Here is a 16,258-nt window from a genome sequence, read left to right as displayed (position 1 = left end):
GCGCGCCCTGCAGGATTCGAACCTGCGACCGTCGGATTAGAAGTCCGGTGCTCTATCCAGCTGAGCTAAGGGCGCTCCTGCCTTATTGTGCATGATCCGGCGACTTGTCACGCACACGTTCTGGTCGTGTCAGGCCGACAGGGCGATCACCAGCCACATGAACAGGGTTCCCGTGACCGTGGCGGCCAGGGTCCAGCCGGTGGCGCGTCTGGTTGTGTGGGCCTCCGGGAGGATGTCGGAGATGGCCAGGTAGAGGAGGAATCCGGCGAAAAGGCCCAGGTAGGCGGTCAGGATGTGGGCCGGGATGGCGATGAGGAACGTCAGGGTGGCGCCGAGCACGGGGGCGACGGCGTCCAGGGCCAGGAGGGTGAGGGCGCGGCGGCGGGCGTTTCCGTACAGCGACGTGATCGTGTACGTGTTGAAGCCGTCGGTGAAGTCGTGGGCGATGACGCCGATGGCCACGGCGACGGCGAGCGAGGCGTCCGTCTGGTAGGAGGCTCCGATGGCGGCGCCGTCCAGGAGGCTGTGGATGACCAGGGCTGATCCCGCCGTGACGCCTACGCCGGCTCGGGCGTGGCGATGGGCGGCGTAGTCGCCTTCGTGCGCGTCGTGCATGCCCATGGAGCGTTCGACGATGTGGATGCCGAGGAACGCCAGGGCGAACATGAGCATCGGGAGCGGGACGCCGAGCACGTCGACGACGTCCCGGGTGAGGGCTTCGGGGAGGAGGTCGAAGGCCACCACGCCGAGCATCACGCCCGCGGCGGCGCCGAGCACGAGGTGGCGGTTGTTCTTGACGCGGTCGGCGACCAGCCCGCCCAGCAGCGTCATGAGGAAGGCCGCCAAGGAGAGCAGGATGGGCACGGTTCCTCAGGCTAGGGGGTGGCTGGGGGGCGGGGGCGGTACGACACTCGGCCGCGGGATGCGAGGGGCACCGCGCCTTCAGGGACAGGCTCGCGAGGGGCACGGGTTCGGGGACAGGTCGAAGGGGATGATCCCGGTACAGGGGGCCAGGACGGCCCGCCGTACCGGGAGAAGGACGTCCCGAAAGCAGGGCAAGGACGGCCCGAAAGTAGGGGGGAGGGCGGCCCGGAATCGGGAGAAGGGCGGCCAGGTGGCAGGGGAAGGGGAGGACGGCGGGGCGGGAGGGGGTGGGGTAAAGGGCAGGCGGCGGTGGGGCAAATGGGGCTAAGCTGTTGTGGCATGGTCGCGACGCTCCTGCATGAGATTCCCCTGCAGGGCGGGGACGTGACAGACGGGGTGGTGCGCGTCGGTGACACGGTGCGCAGGCCGGTCGGTCCGGCCACGCCCGCCGTGCACGCCCTGCTCAGACACCTTGAGGCAGCCGGGTTCGGGGGTGCGCCGCGGGTCCTGGGAACGGACGGCTTAGGGCGCGAGATCATCACGTACGTCCCTGGGCGGAGCGGGTTGTGCCGGGCCGGTTCGACCGATGCGTTTCTGGTCGACCTGGCGCTGCTGGTGAGGGAGTTCCACGACGCGACCGCCGGGTTCCCGCTCGACGCCGGCGGATGGGAAGGCGGGTCGAACGACGACCGCGCGCCGGAGGTCATCGGGCATTGCGACCTGACGCCGGACAACGTGATCTTCCGTCACGACACCGGCACCGGCGCGGCCACCCCCGTCGCGCTGATCGACTTCGACCTGGCCCGGCCCACCACCCGGCTGTTCGACATCGTCACCACCCTCCGCCACTGGGCCCCGATCGCCGACCCCGTCGACCGTCACCCTCTCCAGCGCGACGCCGACGTGGGAGCCAGGATCCGCCTGTTCTGCGACGCCTACGGCCTCGCGCCCCGCGAACGCCGGCGGTTGCTCGAACTGTCCAGGCTCCGCTTCCACCGGTCCTACGACGTCATGCGCACCCGCGCCCGGGCCGGCGGTAACTGGGCCAGGATGTGGACCGGCGGCGCCGGGGAACGCATCCGCCGGGCGGCAGCCTGGCTGGATGTGCACGAAGATGAGCTTCATGCCCATTTGGTATGACCCGCTAGGTCTCGCGCTCGGTGTCGCACTCGACCAGGTTCTCGGTGATCCGCGCAGCTCAGCCCACCCCGTCGCCCTGTTCGGACGGGCGGCGGCGAAGCTGGAGGAGTCGTCGTACGGCGACACGAGGTGGCGTGGGGTGGTCCATGTCGGGATCTGCGTCGGAGGCGCGGCCGCCCTGGGCGTGCTGGCCCAGAGGAGCGGCGACCGGGCCGTCCGTACGGCGGTGACGGCGTTCGCCACGTGGGCCGTGCTCGGCGGCACGACCCTCGCCCGCGAAGGGGTGCACATGGCCGAGGCCCTGGAGCAGGACGATCTCCGGCGGGCCCGGGCCAGGCTCCCCCACCTGTGCGGCCGCGACCCCGCGGGGCTGGAGGCGCCCGAGCTGGCCAGGGCGACCGTGGAGTCGCTGGCGGAGAACACCTCCGACGCCGTGGTCGCCCCGCTGCTCTGGGGCGCGGTGGCGGGCGTGCCGGGGCTGCTGGCCTACCGGGCGGCCAACACGCTGGACGCCATGATCGGCCACCACTCCCCCCGCTACGAACGGTTCGGCTGGGCCGCGGCCCGGCTCGACGACGTGGCGAACTACGTACCGGCACGCGTGACGGGACTGCTGACGGCGGCGCTGGCCGACGACCCCGTCCGGGCGCTGCGGGTGCTACGTAGGGACGGCCACCGCCACCCCAGCCCGAACGCGGGCAGGTGCGAGGCCGCCTTCGCCGGCGCGCTCGGCGTCACCCTCGGCGGCACGAACGTGTACGGCGGCAGGACGGAACACCGCCCCACGATGGGCGACGGCCCCAAGCCGGACGTCAAGGACATCCGGCGCGCCGCCCGGCTCACCCGCGCGGTCGGACTGGCGGCGGCGGGGCTGGCCGTGCTCACCGCGTGGGGCCTGCGCCGCCGCCATTCCGGATAATCGCGGTAATCAGTCGACGGCGGTCAACTCATTATCCGATTGAGATTGATCGCGAGCCAGATGACGAATGCCGCGACGGCGGTGACGGCGACCAGACCCTTCACCGCGTGGTGCGCGGTCTCCCGCCGCACCGTCACCTGCCGCTGCGTCTGCTTCCAGACCTGCCTGAGCATGATCATGTTCTGGAAGCGGCGTCCGAGCGCGAACAGGGCAAGCCCGATGAGGACGAACAGGATGACACGACCATCGGCAGGTTCCACGACACGGCCCCCTTTTTCGGTCTTGAAGAAGAAGCGTGCCCCCGCACATTTGGTTACTCACGATACTCGTCTGGCAGCTGTTTGTTGATTAATTTATCGGGGCGAGATCCACCACGATGGGAGCGTGATCCGAGGGGCCTTTCCCCTTGCGCGCCTCGCGGTCGACGTACGCCGCCCGCACCCGGTCGGCGACGTCGGCGCTGGCGTAGACCAGGTCGATCCGCATGCCCTTGTTCTGGTGGAACATCCCGGCCCGGTAGTCCCAGTACGTGTACGGGTGGGGTCCCTTCATCGGCGTCGGCACCACGTCGCGCAGGCCGAGGTCGAGCAGCTCGGCGAGCGCGCGGCGTTCGGCGGGGGTGACGTGCGTGGAGCCGGCGAACAGCGCGGGGTCCCAGACGTCGGCGTCGGTCGGCGCCACGTTGTAGTCGCCGCAGGCCACCAGCGGCGAGCCCGCCTCCTCGGCCAGCGCGTCCCGCAGCGCGGCGAACCACTGCAGCTTGTAGGCGTAGTGCGGCGAGTCGAGCGCGCGGCCGTTCGGCGCGTACAGGGACCAGACCCGCAGGCCGCCGCAGGTCGCGCCCAGCGCGCGGGCCTCGGGACGGGCGGCGCCCACCCCGTCGAGCTCGGCGAAGCCCGGTTCGCCGGGGAAGCTCCGCGTCACCTCCTCCAGCCCGACCCTGGACAGCACGGCGACGCCGTTCCACCGGCCGTCGCCGTGGGCGGCGGCGGCGTAGCCGAGCTCGCCCACCTCCGCCACGGGGAACGACTCCGCGGGACACTTGGTCTCCTGCAGGCAGACGATGTCGGGCTCGGTCGCGGCCAGCCAGTCGAGCAGGCGCGGCAGCCGTGCCTTGACCGAGTTCACGTTCCAGGTCGCCAGGCGCATCCTCCTAGCCTGCCACGGCCGGGCCCGGCACCCGAGGTCAGACCGCCTTCATGAGGGCGGCCGAGGTCTCCCGCAGGAAGCCGCCCGTGCCCGCGTCGAGCGCGGCCTTGGCCTGGCGCACGGCGTCGAGGACGTTCCCCGCCGCGCTCGGCGAGTCCTCCACCACCATGCGCAGCTCGATCTCCAGCGGGGAGCCGCCGAACCCCTCGCCCTCCAGCCGGATGAACGCGATCTTGCGGTCGTCGAGGAAGGGCAGGTACTGGGCGCCGACGTGGGTGGAGGTGCCGGCGCCGGTCGCTTTGGTGGCCCGCTTGCCGGCCATCCTGGCCGGGTCCTGGAGGTTGACGAAGTCCATGTTGCCCCCGGCCAGGAGCTGGTGGCCGTCGCGCAGCCGCACCCCGCTCGCGGTCAGGGCGTCGACCAGCGCCCGGTGCACGAGCGTGGCGCCGAAGGAGCTCTTCAGGTCGTCGCCGAGCAGCGGCAGCCCGGCAGCGGCGAAACGGTCGCGCCAGCGCTCGGAGCGGGCGAGCACGGCGGGCATGCAGTTGACGAACGCGCAGCCGGCCTCGATCGCGGCCTCGGCGTACAGCTCGGCGGCGCGCTGGGCGCCGGTGGGCAGGAAGTTCACCACGACCTGGGAGCCGGTCTCGCGCAGGTGGGCGGCCACGTCGGCGACGGTCGCGGCGCCGCTCGGCTCGACCAGCTCGGCCGAGCCCTCCCCCACGCCGTCGGCCAGGATGCCCTCGCGCACGGGCACGTCCAGGTGGGGCACGTCGGCGAAGCGGCGGGAGTTGTTCGGCCGCGCCCAGATCGCCTGCGACAGGTCCAGGCCGAGCTTGGCCCGGCCGACGTCGAAGGCGGCGGTGAACCGCACGTCGGAGACGGCGTATCCGGCGCACACGGGGTTGAGCAGGCCGGGAGCCTCGCCGTCGCGGTAGTACTCGACGCCCTGCACGAGGGACGACACGCAGTTGCCCACGCCGATGAGGGCGACGTTCACGGTGGTCATGCCGCAGTTCATATCAGGCCGGTCCGGCGGGCGACGGCGGCGGCCTCCACGCGGGAGGCGGCGCCGAGCTTGGCCATGATGTTCGACACGTGCACGCCGGAGGTCCTGGCCGAGATGTACAGCCGCTCGGCGATCTGCCTGTTGCTCAGGCCCTCGGCGACCAGGCCGAGCACCTCCAGCTCGCGGGCCGACAGCCCCGGCGTCGCCGACAGCGTCACCCGGGCGGTGGCCGCCGCCGCCTCCGCCTGCCGGCGCAGCGGCTCCGCGCCGAGCGCGGCGGCGATGGCCAGGGCCTCGCGCAGCGGCTCGCGGGCCCGCGCCGGGTCCCGCTCGGCCGCGCCGACCAGCGCCCGCCCCAGCCCGTACGGCTGCCCCACGGCCCGCCAGGCGGCCACCGCGTCCGCCCACGAGCCGCCGAGCTCGGCCTCGAAGGTGGCCCGGTACGCCTCCTGCAGCCGCCCGACGGTGGGCAGGCCGGCCGGCGCGGCGCGCACCCGTCCGATGCGGGCCGCGAGGGCCAGCAGCGGCCAGGCGTAGCGGCGGCTGCGGGTCAGGTCGTGCTCCGACAGCACGTGGTCGACCAGCCGGCGCGCCCGGTCCAGGTCTCCCCCGGCCTCGGCGAGGCGGCATTCGAGCAGGTCGGGCTCCAGGCAGGAGTCGTAGCCGCGCGAACGCCCGCGCATGAGCGGTCTGACCTGCGCGAGCAGCGCACCGGCCGTGGACAGCGAGCCCTCCCACACCGCGACCGTGCCGAGCACGAGCAGGATCCAGGCGCGGTAGATCGGCGGCGGGTCGAGCGCGAGCGCGGGGGCGGCGACCTCGCGGGCCTCCTTCCAGCGGCCCAGCGAGGCGAGCGGCTCGGCCAGGTTGGCGGCCAGGTGGGCGCCGCGCGAGCGGGCCAGGCCCAGCCGGGCGGCCTCGGCTATGCCGCGCCGCGCGACCGCCTCGGCCCTGGCGTGCTCGCCGGCGGCCTCCAACGCGTCGGCCTCGCCGGCGTAGGAGACGAGCAGCGTGTCGTCGTCGGGCGCGCTGATCCGGGCGCGGGCGTACAGGGCGGAGGAGGTGGCGAGGTCGCCGTCGAGCGCGGCGAGCGCGGCCAGGGTGACCAGCGACCTGGCGTCGCCCAGCGCGTACGCCTCCTCGGCGCGGGCGCGGGCCTCGTCGTCCTGGCCGTGCCAGGCCAGCGTGCAGGCCAGGGCGCCGAGCAGCCTGGACTCGCGGGGGGCCAGCCGGACGGCCTCGCGCAGGTCGTCCAGGCCCTCCTCGCCGTGCAGGTCGCGGATGGCGACGCGCAGCTCCAGCAGGTGGGCCGCGCGCAGCGGGTCGGCGACCTCGGCGAGCGCCCGGCCGGCCAGGTCGTCGGCGCGGTGGGCGTCGCCGTCGCGCAGGGCGTCCCTGGCGGCGTCCTCGAGCACCTGGGCGTGGTCCTGGCCGTCCGCGTGCGCCCACAGCTCCAGCACCAGGTCCCATCTCGGGCCCGCCAGGCGGCCTCAAAGGCGCGCGGCCCGTCGCCGGCGGCGTGCCAGTGGTCGGCGGCCAGCTCGGGCTGGGCCGGGGCGCAGCGGGCGTGCAGGCGGCGGCGTTCGCCGGGGAGCAGGTCGTCGTAGACGGCCTCGCGGATGAGCGCGTGCCGGAAGACGTAGGCGTCGCCGTCCACGAGCAGCAGCCGAGCCCGTACGACCGGCCGCAGCGCCTCGTCGAGCGCGAGGTCGTCGAGCCCGGCGACCTGGCGCAGCACCTCGTGGGGCGTCCTGCGCCCGGCCACGGCGGCGATCCGCAGCACGTCGAGACCGGGCCCCGGCAGCTTCTCGGCCCCGGCGAGCAGCAGCTCGCGCAGCGAGGCGGGGGTCGTGTCACCCGCCTCGGCCAGCGCCTCGGCGAACAGCGGGTTGCCCTCGCTGCGCGCCACGATCACGTCGACGTCGTCGCGGCCGAGCAGGCGGGCCACCTCGTCGCGGCCGAGCGGCGGCACCCTGACCACCTCGGCGCCGGGCAGCCGCAGCGGCTCGCGCGAGGTCGCGACGACCATCGCGCCGGGCCGCGTCAGGTTGCGCAGCAGGTACGCCAGCAGGTCGCGGGCGGCCTGGTCGGCCCAGTGCAGATCCTCCAGCACGATCACCAGCGGACGGCGCTCGGCGGCCCGCTCGACCAGCAGCAGCACCTCCTCGAACAGCCGGGCCCGGCCCAGGTCGGGCGTGTCGTCCAGCTCCCCCAGCTCGGGCAGCAGGCACGCCAGCCCCTTGCGTCCGCCGCCCGGCACGAGCCCGGCGCCGTACTCCCTGACCAGGCGGCGCAGCACGGGCACGAACGGCGCGTACGCCGGCCCGCCCGGATCGGCCCCGCCCTCGGCCACCAGCGCGTCCACCTCGCCGGCGAACCGCCCGACCAGTCTGGTCTTGCCGATCCCAGCCTCGCCCACGACCAGCACCGCACTCGGGGTACGGGCCCACGCGGCGGTCAGCCGGCCCAGCTCGGCCTCACGTCCCACGAACACACCCCTCATTATGAAGAGGCGGCTACGCATCATGCCCGATCCCGCCCAAGGCGGGATTCGTCATCGTCGAAGGCATGATGTCGCGTTCGTTGAGCCTGATGATGGCCGCCTCGGTGACCGGGATGCTCGGTTTCTTCCTGCTGTTCTCCACCGTCCCCCTGTACGCGGCGACCGGCGGCTCCGGCGCGTCCGGCGCGGGCCTGGCGACCGGCGCGATGATGGCGTCCACCGTCCTCGCCGAGCTGGCCGTCCCCTGGCTGCTGTCGCGGCACGGCTACCGCGCGGCGATGGCGCTCGGACTGGTCCTGCTCGGCCTGCCCGCCCTGCTGCTCCCGCTGTCGGCGGAGCTGCCCGTGGTGCTGGCCGTGTCGCTGCTGCGCGGCGCGGGCCTCGGCGTGCTCGTGGTCGCCGGCACCGCGCTCACCGCCGACCTGGTGCCCGCCGAGCGCCGCGGCGAGGGGCTCGGACTGTACGGCCTGGCCGTCGGCGTGCCCTCGGTCGCCGGGCTGCCGCTGGGCCTGTGGGCGGCCGACGTGCTCGGGTTCGCGCCCGTCCTCGTGGTCGCCGGGCTGCTGCCCCTGGCCGGGCTCGTGGCGGTGACGGGCCTGCCCGCGGGCAGGCCCGTCACGGCCGGCGCGGGCGGCCGGACGGGCGGGCTGGCCGCGCCGATGCTGGTCTTCGCCTCGGTCACGGTCTCCGTCGGCGTCCTGGTGACGTTCCTGCCGCTGGCGGGCTCGCCAGGACTGGCCTCGGCGGCCCTGCTCGCCCAGTCGCTCGCCACGCCGGCGGCCCGCTGGTGGGCGGGCCGGTTCGGCGACCGGCACGGCCCGGCCGGACTGCTCGTGCCGGGCCTGCTCGCCGCCGCCGCGGGCACCGCGCTGCAGGCGTGGACGACCGCTCCCGTAGCGGTCGTGGCCGGGATGGCGCTGTTCGGGGCGGGGTTCGGGGTGCTGCAGAACGCGACGCTGACGATGATGCTCCAGCGCGGCGAGCCGGCCCGCGTCAGTGCCCTGTGGAACCTGGCCTACGACGCGGGGATGGGCGTGGGCGCGACGGGGTTCGGGCTGGTGCTCGGGCACACCGGCTACCGGCTGGGGTTCGTGCTGGTGGCCGTGCTCGTCGTGGTGACGATCCCGCTGGCCAGGGTCAGGCCCGCGTACGCGGCACTCCCACGGTGATCTCGTGGCCGAGGCGGCGGCCGGCCAGCAGCTCCAGGTCGTCGCCGCTCCAGAACCTGCCCGGGTCGTACCAGTTGGGACGCCGGCCGCCGGGCAGCAGGCCCATCTCCTCGTAGGTGACGGCCACGACCTCCGCGCAGTACGCGCTCTCCAGCGTGGCCTCCTTCCTGGCCCGCCGCGGGACCCGGCCCCTGGCCCAGCGGGCGGCCAGCCGGGCGGTGGACGGGAACGGGGTGCCGTCGAGCCGGGCGACCACCCGCAGCGCGGCGTCCTCCATCTCGGGGGTGGCCTGCGGTTCGAGCTGGCGCAGCCAGGGACGCTGGCCGTAGCGGTCGGCCCAGACGGTGACCGCGTCGCGCAGGTCGTGCAGCTGGACCCCGCGCTGGTGGGTGCCCGCCCACAGGTCGAGCAGCGACTTGCCCAGCTCGGCGTGCCACATCATGGGCGGCAGGTCCTCGATCACGATCGCCATGCCCACGTGGTTGACCGGGCTGTTGGTCATCGTCTGGATGGCCCGGTCGGGCACGGACCTCCCGCGGAAGATCCACAGATCGCCGGTTCTGGTCACCTTGACGGCCTCGTCGAGAGTCAGCACATCGCTAGCCTAGGCACATGCGCTGGTGGAAGATGCTCGGTCTGGCGGGAATCGCGGGGGTCGCGGCCACAGGGGTGGTGGTGGCGCGCGCCGAACGCCGCCGGCGGGCGTACACGCCCGAGGAGATCAGGACGCGGCTGCGTGAGCGGGTCGAGGCGGCCTCGGAGGCGGCTCAGCCGGACGGGCGCAGCTCGTAGGCGAAGACCACGTCGGGGTAGGCCGGGTTGTCGTCGTAGCCCTGGACGCCGCCCAGGTAGGCCCGCTGGTACCGCACCACCCAGGGCAGCGCCGCGGCGGCCCGCACGTCGAGCACGCGTCCGGTGGCCTGCTCGTACGCCGCCTGCGCGGCCTCCTTGTCGGTCACGCTGAGCTCGGGCAGCCCTTCGAGCAGCTCGTCCAGGGTCCTGTCACGCAGGTAGGCCAGGTTGAACACCGGCGGGTTGCCGCTGCGGAAGACGTTGCCGAACCACGAGTAGCCGTCGGGGTAGTCGGGCCACCAGTACATGACGAAGATGTCCTGGCCGCGTTTCCTGCCCTGCTGCCACTGGGCGTTCCAGGGCATGGCGCGGGCGTCGAGCGTGACGTTCAGCGGCTTCAGCTCCGCCGCCAGGCTGGTGGCCAGCAGCCGCTGGTCGTGGTCTCCCTGCGCGTAGGTGAGCCGCAGCCGCAGCGGCCGGCCCGCGGGCCCGTACCCGGCGCGGCCCAGCAGGGCCGCCGCGCCCGCCAGGTCCTGCCGGGGCGCGCGGCCGGCGACGTGGCCGGTCAGCCCCTCCGGGACGATGCCGGCGGCCGGCGCGACCGCGCCCCGCAGCGCCCTGACCAGGCCGCGGTAGTCGATGGCCTTCTGCACCGCGCGGCGCACCCGCACGTCCTTCATCGGGCCGCTCGCGGTGTTGAACAGCAGCATGGCCGTCTGGTACGAGTCCCGCTCGCTGGTGCGCACCCCGGGCGTGACCGCGGCCCTGGCGAACAGCCGGGGGCTGAGCCGGTCCACGAAGCTCACCTCGCCGCGGGCCAGCATCCGCCACGCGCGGTCGGGGTCGGGCACGACGCGGTACTTGACCGTGCTGTAGTGCGGCTTGTCCCATCCGCCCCAGTATTTGGGGTACGCCTTGAGCGTCAGCTCCTCCTCCTGGCCCGGATGCCAGGCCGCCACCGTGTACGGCCCCGACCCGGCATCCCTGCCCGCGCCGAGCCATGAACGCAGGTCGGGCGCCGCCTGCGTGTCGTAGATGTAGGCCGCGTACCCGGAGGAGGCCACCAGGTCGAGCGGCACGGCGTACTTCAGGGCGAACGTGACCGTGCTCGCGTCCTCGGCCTTGACGGAGGAGACGGCGTCCCAGATGTAGGACGCGCCCGCGCCGGTCTTCATCGTGCGCTCGATCGACGCCTTGACCGCCGCGGCGTCCACCGGCCGGCCGGTGTGGAAGGTCGCGCCCTGGCGCAGCGTGAACGTCCAGGTGCGGCCGTCGGACGTCGAGCGCCAGGAGGTGGCCAGGCGGGGGGCCGACTTCTTGGTGAAGGGGTTCCAGAGGGTCAGGGTCTCATAGACGTTCTGGAAGGCGATGAGCTCGTTGGAGTAGGAGCTCGCGGGGTCCCAGTCGGAGATGACGTCCAGGTTCTGCGCGTACACGAAGACCGACTCGGCGGCGGGGGGCCGGGGGACCTCCGTGGGCCCGGAACAGGCCGACAGAAGCGCCAGCGCGGCGGCCGCTGTGAGACGACGGCGCAACGCAGCTCCCTCTGTAACCGATTTGGGGGAAACCTACTGCAAGATCACGGACACATGTCCAAAAGTCCCGAAAAATTGGGCAATTGGGTGATCGAATTGCTATCCTCTGGGCTTGTCCCGTCCGGGGTTGCCAGCAGGGGACCGACCGGAGTGAGGTGCCATGGGTCGTAGCCGGACGATCCGCATGAAGATCATCGGACTACTACTCGTGCCTCTGACCTCCATGGTCGTGTTGTGGGGTGTGATCACCGCCGTCACCGCCGGCGAGAGCCTGGAGCTGCGTCAGTACAAGACACTCTGGACGAACCTCCGCCATCCGGCGTACAAGTTGATCAGCGAGCTCCAGCACGAGCGTCTCTCCTCGGCCAAGCTGCTGCGCCAGGCCGCCTCCCGGAAGGACGTGGCCGACCAGCGCACCCGCACCGACGCCGCCAGGGACGAGTTCAAAAGGCTCTCCAGCAACTCCAAGGACCGATCGGAAGAGATCCGTACGCAGGTGGACGCGGTGTACACGCAGCTCGGCAGGCTCGACGCGATCAGGGGTGAGATCGACGACGGCCTGTCCGACCGTCTGCTCGCCGGCGAGGCGTACAACACCGTGATCGACTCCCTCTACGGCCTGCACCGGCGCGTCGCGCTCATCGACGACATCCCGATCTACGAGCAGTCCCGCGTGATCATCGAGCTGGGCTACGCCAAGGAGCTGCTGACCAGGGAGCAGGCCATCGCGCTCGGGCCGGTCACGCCGTCCGAACGCCGGCAGTTCACCCAGATCGTCGGCAACCGGCGCTTCCTCATCGACCAGGGGCTCGGCGAGCTGGACGCGAGCCTGCGCGACACCCAGGTCTCCCTCGTCACCTCCCCCGTCTACCAGCGCATGCGGCTGATGGAGGACCGGATCATCGCCGGGGCCGTGCCGCCGCGCGGCTGGCTGAGCACCACCGAGTCGATCTCCAAGACGTACGGGGAGTCGCTCATGCGGGCCAGCAAGCTGCTCAACGCGCGCGCCGACCCCGTGGCCGACCAGGTGCTGTCGCGGGCGTTCATCCTGGCCGGCACGTGTTTCCTGCTGGTCATCGTGTCGATCGTGTTCTCCCTGCGGATGGGCAACCGGCTGTCGAAGGAGCTGGGCGCGCTCAGGCTCGCCGCGCTGGAGGTGGCCCAGGAGCGGCTGCCGCACGTGGTGGCCAAGCTGCGCAAGGGTGAGAGGGTGGAGATGCCGGAGTTGTCGGTGGCCACCAGCACGGTCGAGATCGGCGATGTCGGCCAGGCCTTCTCCACCGTCCAGCAGACCGCCGTCGAGGCCGCGATCGGCCAGGCGCAGCTCAGTGAGGGCGTCGGGCACGTCTTCCGCAACCTCGCCAGGCGTTCCCAGGCTCTGCTGCACCGCCAGCGCATCCAGCTGGAGGACATGCAGCACCGCGCCACCGACCCCGAGGCCCTGGACGACCTGTTCCGCCTGGACCACCTGACCACCCGCATGCGCCGCCACGCCGAGGGCCTGATCATCCTGTCGGGCGCCACCCCGGGCCGTGGCTGGAGCAAGCCGGTGCCGCTGCTCGACGTGGCCCGCGGCGCGACGGCCGAGGTGGAGGACTACCGCCGGGTCACCGTCGAGCCGATGTCCGGCCAGCGCCTGGCCGGGCCGGTGGTCGGCGACATGATCCACCTGGTCGCCGAGCTCATCGAGAACGCGACCGTCTACTCGCCGCCGCATACGCAGGTCATCGTGCGCGGCGAGGAGACCGCCCGCGGCTTCGCCTTCGAGGTCGAGGACCGTGGGCTCGGGCTGAGCGCCCAGGAGCTGGCCGAACTCAACGAGCGGCTGGCCAGCCCACCCGAGTTCGACCTGGCCGACAGCGACAAGCTGGGGCTTTTCGTCGTCTCCCGCCTGGCCGCCAGGCACGACATCCGCGTGACGCTACGCGGTTCACCATATGGAGGGACCACCGCGATCGTGTTGATCCCGGCTGAGCACGTCGCCGATCCGGAACCGGAGGCCGACGTGAAGGAGCCCGCCCGTCCTGTGATGCGGGTGGTGCCAAGTGAGTGACGAGCGCTGGCTGGACGAGGACGCCGGTCCGATCGTCCCGGCCTATCTGCTGACCAGGGGCCGTACGGTGCCCGCGAGCGAGGCCATCGACCTCATCGCGGTCATCGTCACCGCCGGTGGGCTGACGCCCCCGGTCGGGCTCGGGCCCGAGCACCTGATCATCATGCAGAAGTGCACCAAGCCGACCCGGCTGGTGGACGTGGCCGCCGAGCTGAACCTGCCCATCGGCGTGGTCCGGGTGCTGGTCGGCGACCTGCACGCGCGGCAGCTCGTCCAGGTCGAGCTGCCGCCCCCCGCGCCGGACGCCAAGGTGCTGCTGGAAGTGATCAGTGGGCTGAAGGCGCTGTGACGGCCCGGCTGTTCAACCTTCCGTAGACGGTGGCGAACACCGCCGCGACCAGCCCGGCCGCCGCGGCGGTGCCGAACACCCACTGGAAGCCCACGACGCCGGGGCGCGCGGCCAGGATCGCGGCGATGGCCGCGCCCGCCACGCTGCCGCCGACGATGCGCACCAGCGCGTTGACGCCCGCCGCCAGCGCGGTCCTGGACGGCTCGACGTGCTCGACGGCCATCGTGCCCAGCGCGGCGTAGCCGATGCCGAGGCCGATGCCCATGAGGGAGGAGGCCACGTACAGGGTGGCCGGGCTGCCGTGCTCGAACGCCAGCCACGCCCCCGCGAGCCCGGTCACGCCCGCGCCCGTCGCCACCATGAACGAGGCGGCGAACCGGCGCATGATCCGCCCCGCGAACAACGAGATGACCAGCATGAACAGGGTGCTCGGCAGCAGGAACAGCCCGACCTGGAGGGTGGAGGCGCCGAAGCCGAAGCCGGTCGCCTTCGGGACCTGGGCGAACTGCGACATGCCGGTCAGCATCGTGAAGAACGAGAACCCGAGCAGCATCGAGGAGACCGTCGCGCCGATCGTGCCCCTGTGCACCAGCATCGACATCTCGACCAGCGGCTCGGCCACCCTGCGCTCGACCAGCACCCACACCACGGCCAGCACGGCGGCCCCGGCGAACAGGCCGAGCACGCCGGGCGACGTCCAGCCCCACGAGCCGCCCTCGCTGATCGCCAGCAGCAGCGCGACCAGCCAGGCGGTCAGCAGCGCGGCCCCGGCGAGGTCGGGACGGCCCTTGCCGGCCGGCGCCACGTCCCGCACGAGGAAGGCCAGGATCACGACGGCCACCAGCGAGATCCCGCCGGTGATCCAGAACACCAGGTGGTAGTCACCGGCGGCCAGCCCGGCCAGGATCATGCCGCCGCCGCTGCCGAACCCCATCGTCGCGCTCAGCACGCCGATGCCGGTCGCGAGCTGCTGCCTGGGCAGCAGGTCGCGGACCACGCCGATCGACAACGGGACCAGCGCGGACACCGCCCCCTGGAGGATCCGGGCCACGATCAGCCAGGTCAGCGACGTGGCCATCGCCGCCATGACCGAGCCCACCACCAGCAGGCCCAGCGCGCCGAGGATCATCGGGCGCCGGCCGTACATGTCGCCGAAGCGTGACAGCAGCGGCGTGGAGACCGCGGCGACCAAGAGGCTGATGGTGAGCGTCCAGCTCACGGCCGAGAGGGAGGCGTGCAGCTCCCGCTGCAGCACGGGAAGCAACGGGACCACCGCGGTGTTCTGGAGGGCGGCGATGGAGGCCGCGAACGCCAGGGAGACCACCGTGGGCCAGGGGTTGCGCATCGACGTCTCACGCGCCGCGGATACGACGGCTGTCGCCATGTCGGCTCCTTTAGATAACTTAGGTAAGTAACCGAGCAACGATGATACATACGTAAGTTAGGTAAGCAAACAGATGGGCGAAGATCTCAACAGGACGGTGTCGGCCTTCCGGCGGCTGGTCGTCACGCTCAACCGCGCCAAGACCCACGAATGGCTCACCGAGGCGGCCGGCATCCGGCTCGACCGGCCCGACGTGCAGATCATCGTCTATCTGCTCGACGCGGGCGAGCCCCGCAGGATCGGCATGATCGCCGAGGGGCTGCAGGTCGAGAGCCCGCACGTGACCAGGCACGTCGCGGCCCTTGAGCAGCGCGGGCTGGTCGAGCGCGTACGCGACCCCGACGACCGGCGGGCCTGGCGCATCGCGCTCACCGAGGAGGGGGCCGAGGTGGCGAGCAGGTGCCGCCGGGTCACCACCGAGTGGTTCGAGGAGGTGCTGTCCGACTGGCCGGAGCCGGAGCGGGCCGAGCTGTCCCGGCTGATGACCAAGCTGTCGGACGACTTCTGCGAGCGCATGCGCGCCCGGTACATGTGAGGAAAACGCGTTGCGGGGCCGGGGGCGCGGGCGGCATGCTCGTGCCCATGGTCATCCAGCTGGTCATCCGGCGAATGCGCATGCCGCACCCGCCACCACAATGCTGGTAGAGATGGGCCCATGCGGATTTCGGTGGCGGCGGACAGCAACGACGGGGTGGCCGGGCGCATTGTGGCCGAGCTGCGCGGGCGTGGTCACGAGGTGCTGACCCACGGCGCACTCGACGACGGCGAGCGCGACGACTGGGCGTGGGCCTGCGAGCTGGCCGCCAGAGACGTCGCGGAGGGCCGGGCCGACCAGGCGGTGGTCTGCTGCTGGACGGGCACGGGCGCCTCCATCGCGGCCAACGCCCGGGGTGCGGGCCGCGCTGTGCGCCGACGCCTACACCGCCGACGGGGCGCGCAGGTGGAACGACGCCAACGTGTTGGCCCTCAGCCTCCGCCTGACCTCCGACGTCGTGCTCGGCGAGATCCTCGACGCCTGGTTCGGCGGGCGGCCCAGCACCGATCCGGCCGACGTGGCCAACGTGGCGCACCTCGCGGAGATCTAGGCTCTGCGGCATGGACAACTTACGGTGCACGCATTGCGGCGCGGAGGGGCTCGAACCCGGGTTCGTCGCGGACCAGGGTGAGCACTCCCGGGGGTACGCCCGCTGGGTCGAAGGGGCGCTGTCGCGCGGGATCTTCGGCGGCGCCCGGCTGATGGGCCGTCCAAAGTGGGAGATCGACGCCTACCGCTGCCGCTCCTGCCACCACCTCGAACTGTTCGCCACCCGCCCCGACTAGCCTCCTGCTGCCGTCGCGGGCGGCTCACGACCCTCACGTCCTGGGGCACGGAAATCGTCGGTGCCGCCCTTT

Annotated in this window: 17 protein-coding genes, 1 tRNA gene and 1 pseudogene; 9 read left to right on the top strand and 10 right to left on the bottom strand. The window is 72.6% G+C overall.

Annotation, left to right across the window (positions count from 1 at the left end):
* Position 1: 1 nt before the first annotated feature.
* Both ACNF49_RS13905 and ACNF49_RS13900 read right to left on the bottom strand, forming a co-directional pair.
* Positions 2-75, bottom strand: a tRNA-Arg gene (locus tag ACNF49_RS13905).
* A 54-nt stretch (positions 76-129) separates the two neighbouring features.
* Entirely contained in the window at positions 130-864 is a 735-nt protein-coding gene (locus ACNF49_RS13900) for a ZIP family metal transporter (RefSeq protein WP_357978189.1), read from the bottom strand.
* A gap of 339 nt (positions 865-1,203) precedes the next feature.
* Between ACNF49_RS13900 and ACNF49_RS13895 the strand changes: the two genes are divergently transcribed.
* Complete coding sequence (locus ACNF49_RS13895) at positions 1,204-2,004, top strand: phosphotransferase (protein WP_482943897.1); 801 nt, start codon at positions 1,204-1,206, stop codon at positions 2,002-2,004.
* The gene (locus ACNF49_RS13890; RefSeq protein ID WP_482943896.1) at positions 1,988-2,923 is read left to right on the top strand and encodes a cobalamin biosynthesis protein; all 936 of its coding nucleotides are present in this window, start codon (positions 1,988-1,990) and stop codon (positions 2,921-2,923) included. The genes ACNF49_RS13895 and ACNF49_RS13890 overlap by 17 nt, the downstream gene beginning before the upstream one ends.
* Before the next feature lie 23 nt (positions 2,924-2,946).
* On the opposite strand, the gene ACNF49_RS13885 is transcribed toward ACNF49_RS13890, so the two are convergent.
* The 5 genes from ACNF49_RS13885 to ACNF49_RS13865 form a co-directional block, all read right to left on the bottom strand.
* Positions 2,947-3,183, bottom strand: coding sequence for a hypothetical protein (locus tag ACNF49_RS13885; protein ID WP_357978197.1), 237 nt, complete (start codon positions 3,181-3,183; stop codon positions 2,947-2,949).
* Positions 3,184-3,271: 88 nt separating this feature from the next.
* Entirely contained in the window at positions 3,272-4,072 is an 801-nt protein-coding gene (locus tag ACNF49_RS13880; RefSeq protein WP_482943895.1) for an exodeoxyribonuclease III, read from the bottom strand.
* 37 nt (positions 4,073-4,109) lie between these two features.
* Positions 4,110-5,081 (bottom strand): inositol-3-phosphate synthase, encoded by a 972-nt coding sequence (locus ACNF49_RS13875; RefSeq protein WP_357978203.1) that lies wholly within the window; start codon positions 5,079-5,081, stop codon positions 4,110-4,112.
* Positions 5,082-5,089: 8 nt separating this feature from the next.
* Positions 5,090-6,058 (bottom strand): helix-turn-helix transcriptional regulator, encoded by a 969-nt coding sequence (locus tag ACNF49_RS13870; protein WP_482943894.1) that lies wholly within the window; start codon positions 6,056-6,058, stop codon positions 5,090-5,092.
* A complete protein-coding gene (locus ACNF49_RS13865; protein ID WP_482943893.1) occupies positions 6,004-7,575 on the bottom strand; it encodes an ATP-binding protein in 1,572 nt (523 codons plus the stop codon). The genes ACNF49_RS13870 and ACNF49_RS13865 overlap by 55 nt, the downstream gene beginning before the upstream one ends.
* Positions 7,576-7,649: 74 nt before the next feature.
* On the opposite strand from ACNF49_RS13865, the gene ACNF49_RS13860 reads away from it, so the two are divergent.
* Entirely contained in the window at positions 7,650-8,753 is a 1,104-nt protein-coding gene (locus tag ACNF49_RS13860; RefSeq protein ID WP_482943892.1) for an MFS transporter, read from the top strand.
* Here ACNF49_RS13860 and ACNF49_RS13855 read toward each other — a convergent pair.
* Positions 8,722-9,345: a hypothetical protein gene (locus tag ACNF49_RS13855; RefSeq protein WP_357978671.1), complete on the bottom strand. Its 624-nt coding sequence runs from the start codon at positions 9,343-9,345 to the stop codon at positions 8,722-8,724. The genes ACNF49_RS13860 and ACNF49_RS13855 overlap by 32 nt on opposite strands.
* A gap of 20 nt (positions 9,346-9,365) precedes the next feature.
* On the opposite strand from ACNF49_RS13855, the gene ACNF49_RS13850 reads away from it, so the two are divergent.
* The gene (locus ACNF49_RS13850; protein ID WP_482943891.1) at positions 9,366-9,545 is read left to right on the top strand and encodes a hypothetical protein; all 180 of its coding nucleotides are present in this window, start codon (positions 9,366-9,368) and stop codon (positions 9,543-9,545) included.
* On the opposite strand, the gene ACNF49_RS13845 is transcribed toward ACNF49_RS13850, so the two are convergent.
* Positions 9,521-11,080, bottom strand: coding sequence for an ABC transporter substrate-binding protein (locus ACNF49_RS13845; protein WP_482943890.1), 1,560 nt, complete (start codon positions 11,078-11,080; stop codon positions 9,521-9,523). The genes ACNF49_RS13850 and ACNF49_RS13845 overlap by 25 nt on opposite strands.
* Positions 11,081-11,288: 208 nt before the next feature.
* Between ACNF49_RS13845 and ACNF49_RS13840 the strand changes: the two genes are divergently transcribed.
* The gene (locus ACNF49_RS13840) at positions 11,289-13,133 is read left to right on the top strand and encodes a sensor histidine kinase (RefSeq protein ID WP_482943889.1); all 1,845 of its coding nucleotides are present in this window, start codon (positions 11,289-11,291) and stop codon (positions 13,131-13,133) included.
* A complete protein-coding gene (locus ACNF49_RS13835; protein WP_352328721.1) occupies positions 13,126-13,482 on the top strand; it encodes a DUF742 domain-containing protein in 357 nt (118 codons plus the stop codon). Before ACNF49_RS13840 ends, ACNF49_RS13835 begins: the two co-directional genes overlap by 8 nt.
* Here ACNF49_RS13835 and ACNF49_RS13830 read toward each other — a convergent pair.
* Positions 13,460-14,866 carry an MFS transporter gene (locus ACNF49_RS13830; protein ID WP_357978218.1) on the bottom strand — a complete coding sequence of 469 codons (1,407 nt, stop codon included), beginning with the start codon at positions 14,864-14,866 and terminating at the stop codon, positions 13,460-13,462. The two genes, ACNF49_RS13835 and ACNF49_RS13830, sit on opposite strands and share 23 nt — an antisense overlap.
* Before the next feature lie 73 nt (positions 14,867-14,939).
* Between ACNF49_RS13830 and ACNF49_RS13825 the strand changes: the two genes are divergently transcribed.
* From ACNF49_RS13825 to ACNF49_RS13815, 3 genes and pseudogenes are all read left to right on the top strand, one after another.
* On the top strand, positions 14,940-15,401 hold the full coding sequence (locus ACNF49_RS13825) for a MarR family winged helix-turn-helix transcriptional regulator (protein WP_357978221.1): 462 nt from the start codon (positions 14,940-14,942) through the stop codon (positions 15,399-15,401).
* A gap of 120 nt (positions 15,402-15,521) precedes the next feature.
* A pseudogene (locus tag ACNF49_RS13820) lies at positions 15,522-15,951 on the top strand (RpiB/LacA/LacB family sugar-phosphate isomerase).
* A 10-nt stretch (positions 15,952-15,961) separates the two neighbouring features.
* Positions 15,962-16,186: a hypothetical protein gene (locus tag ACNF49_RS13815; protein WP_352328727.1), complete on the top strand. Its 225-nt coding sequence runs from the start codon at positions 15,962-15,964 to the stop codon at positions 16,184-16,186.
* Positions 16,187-16,258: the final 72 nt, after the last annotated feature.

It is taken from the genome of Actinomadura sp. ATCC 39365, from assembly GCF_054392275.1.
This window is presented reverse-complemented; position numbering and strand designations above follow the sequence as displayed.

Excerpts from the sequence above, each read along its gene's own strand:
- ACNF49_RS13895 (WP_482943897.1), top strand. The coding sequence starts at position 1,204 with ATGGTCGCGACGCTCCTGCATGAGATTCCCCTGCAGGGCGGGGACGTG.
- ACNF49_RS13890 (WP_482943896.1), top strand. The coding sequence starts at position 1,988 with ATGCCCATTTGGTATGACCCGCTAGGTCTCGCGCTCGGTGTCGCACTC.
- ACNF49_RS13880 (WP_482943895.1), bottom strand. The coding sequence starts at position 4,072 with ATGCGCCTGGCGACCTGGAACGTGAACTCGGTCAAGGCACGGCTGCCG.
- ACNF49_RS13875 (WP_357978203.1), bottom strand. The coding sequence starts at position 5,081 with ATGACCACCGTGAACGTCGCCCTCATCGGCGTGGGCAACTGCGTGTCG.
- ACNF49_RS13860 (WP_482943892.1), top strand. The coding sequence starts at position 7,650 with ATGATGTCGCGTTCGTTGAGCCTGATGATGGCCGCCTCGGTGACCGGG.
- ACNF49_RS13850 (WP_482943891.1), top strand. The coding sequence starts at position 9,366 with ATGCGCTGGTGGAAGATGCTCGGTCTGGCGGGAATCGCGGGGGTCGCG.
- ACNF49_RS13830 (WP_357978218.1), bottom strand. The coding sequence starts at position 14,866 with ATGGCGACAGCCGTCGTATCCGCGGCGCGTGAGACGTCGATGCGCAAC.
- ACNF49_RS13825 (WP_357978221.1), top strand. The coding sequence starts at position 14,940 with ATGGGCGAAGATCTCAACAGGACGGTGTCGGCCTTCCGGCGGCTGGTC.
- ACNF49_RS13815 (WP_352328727.1), top strand. The coding sequence starts at position 15,962 with ATGGACAACTTACGGTGCACGCATTGCGGCGCGGAGGGGCTCGAACCC.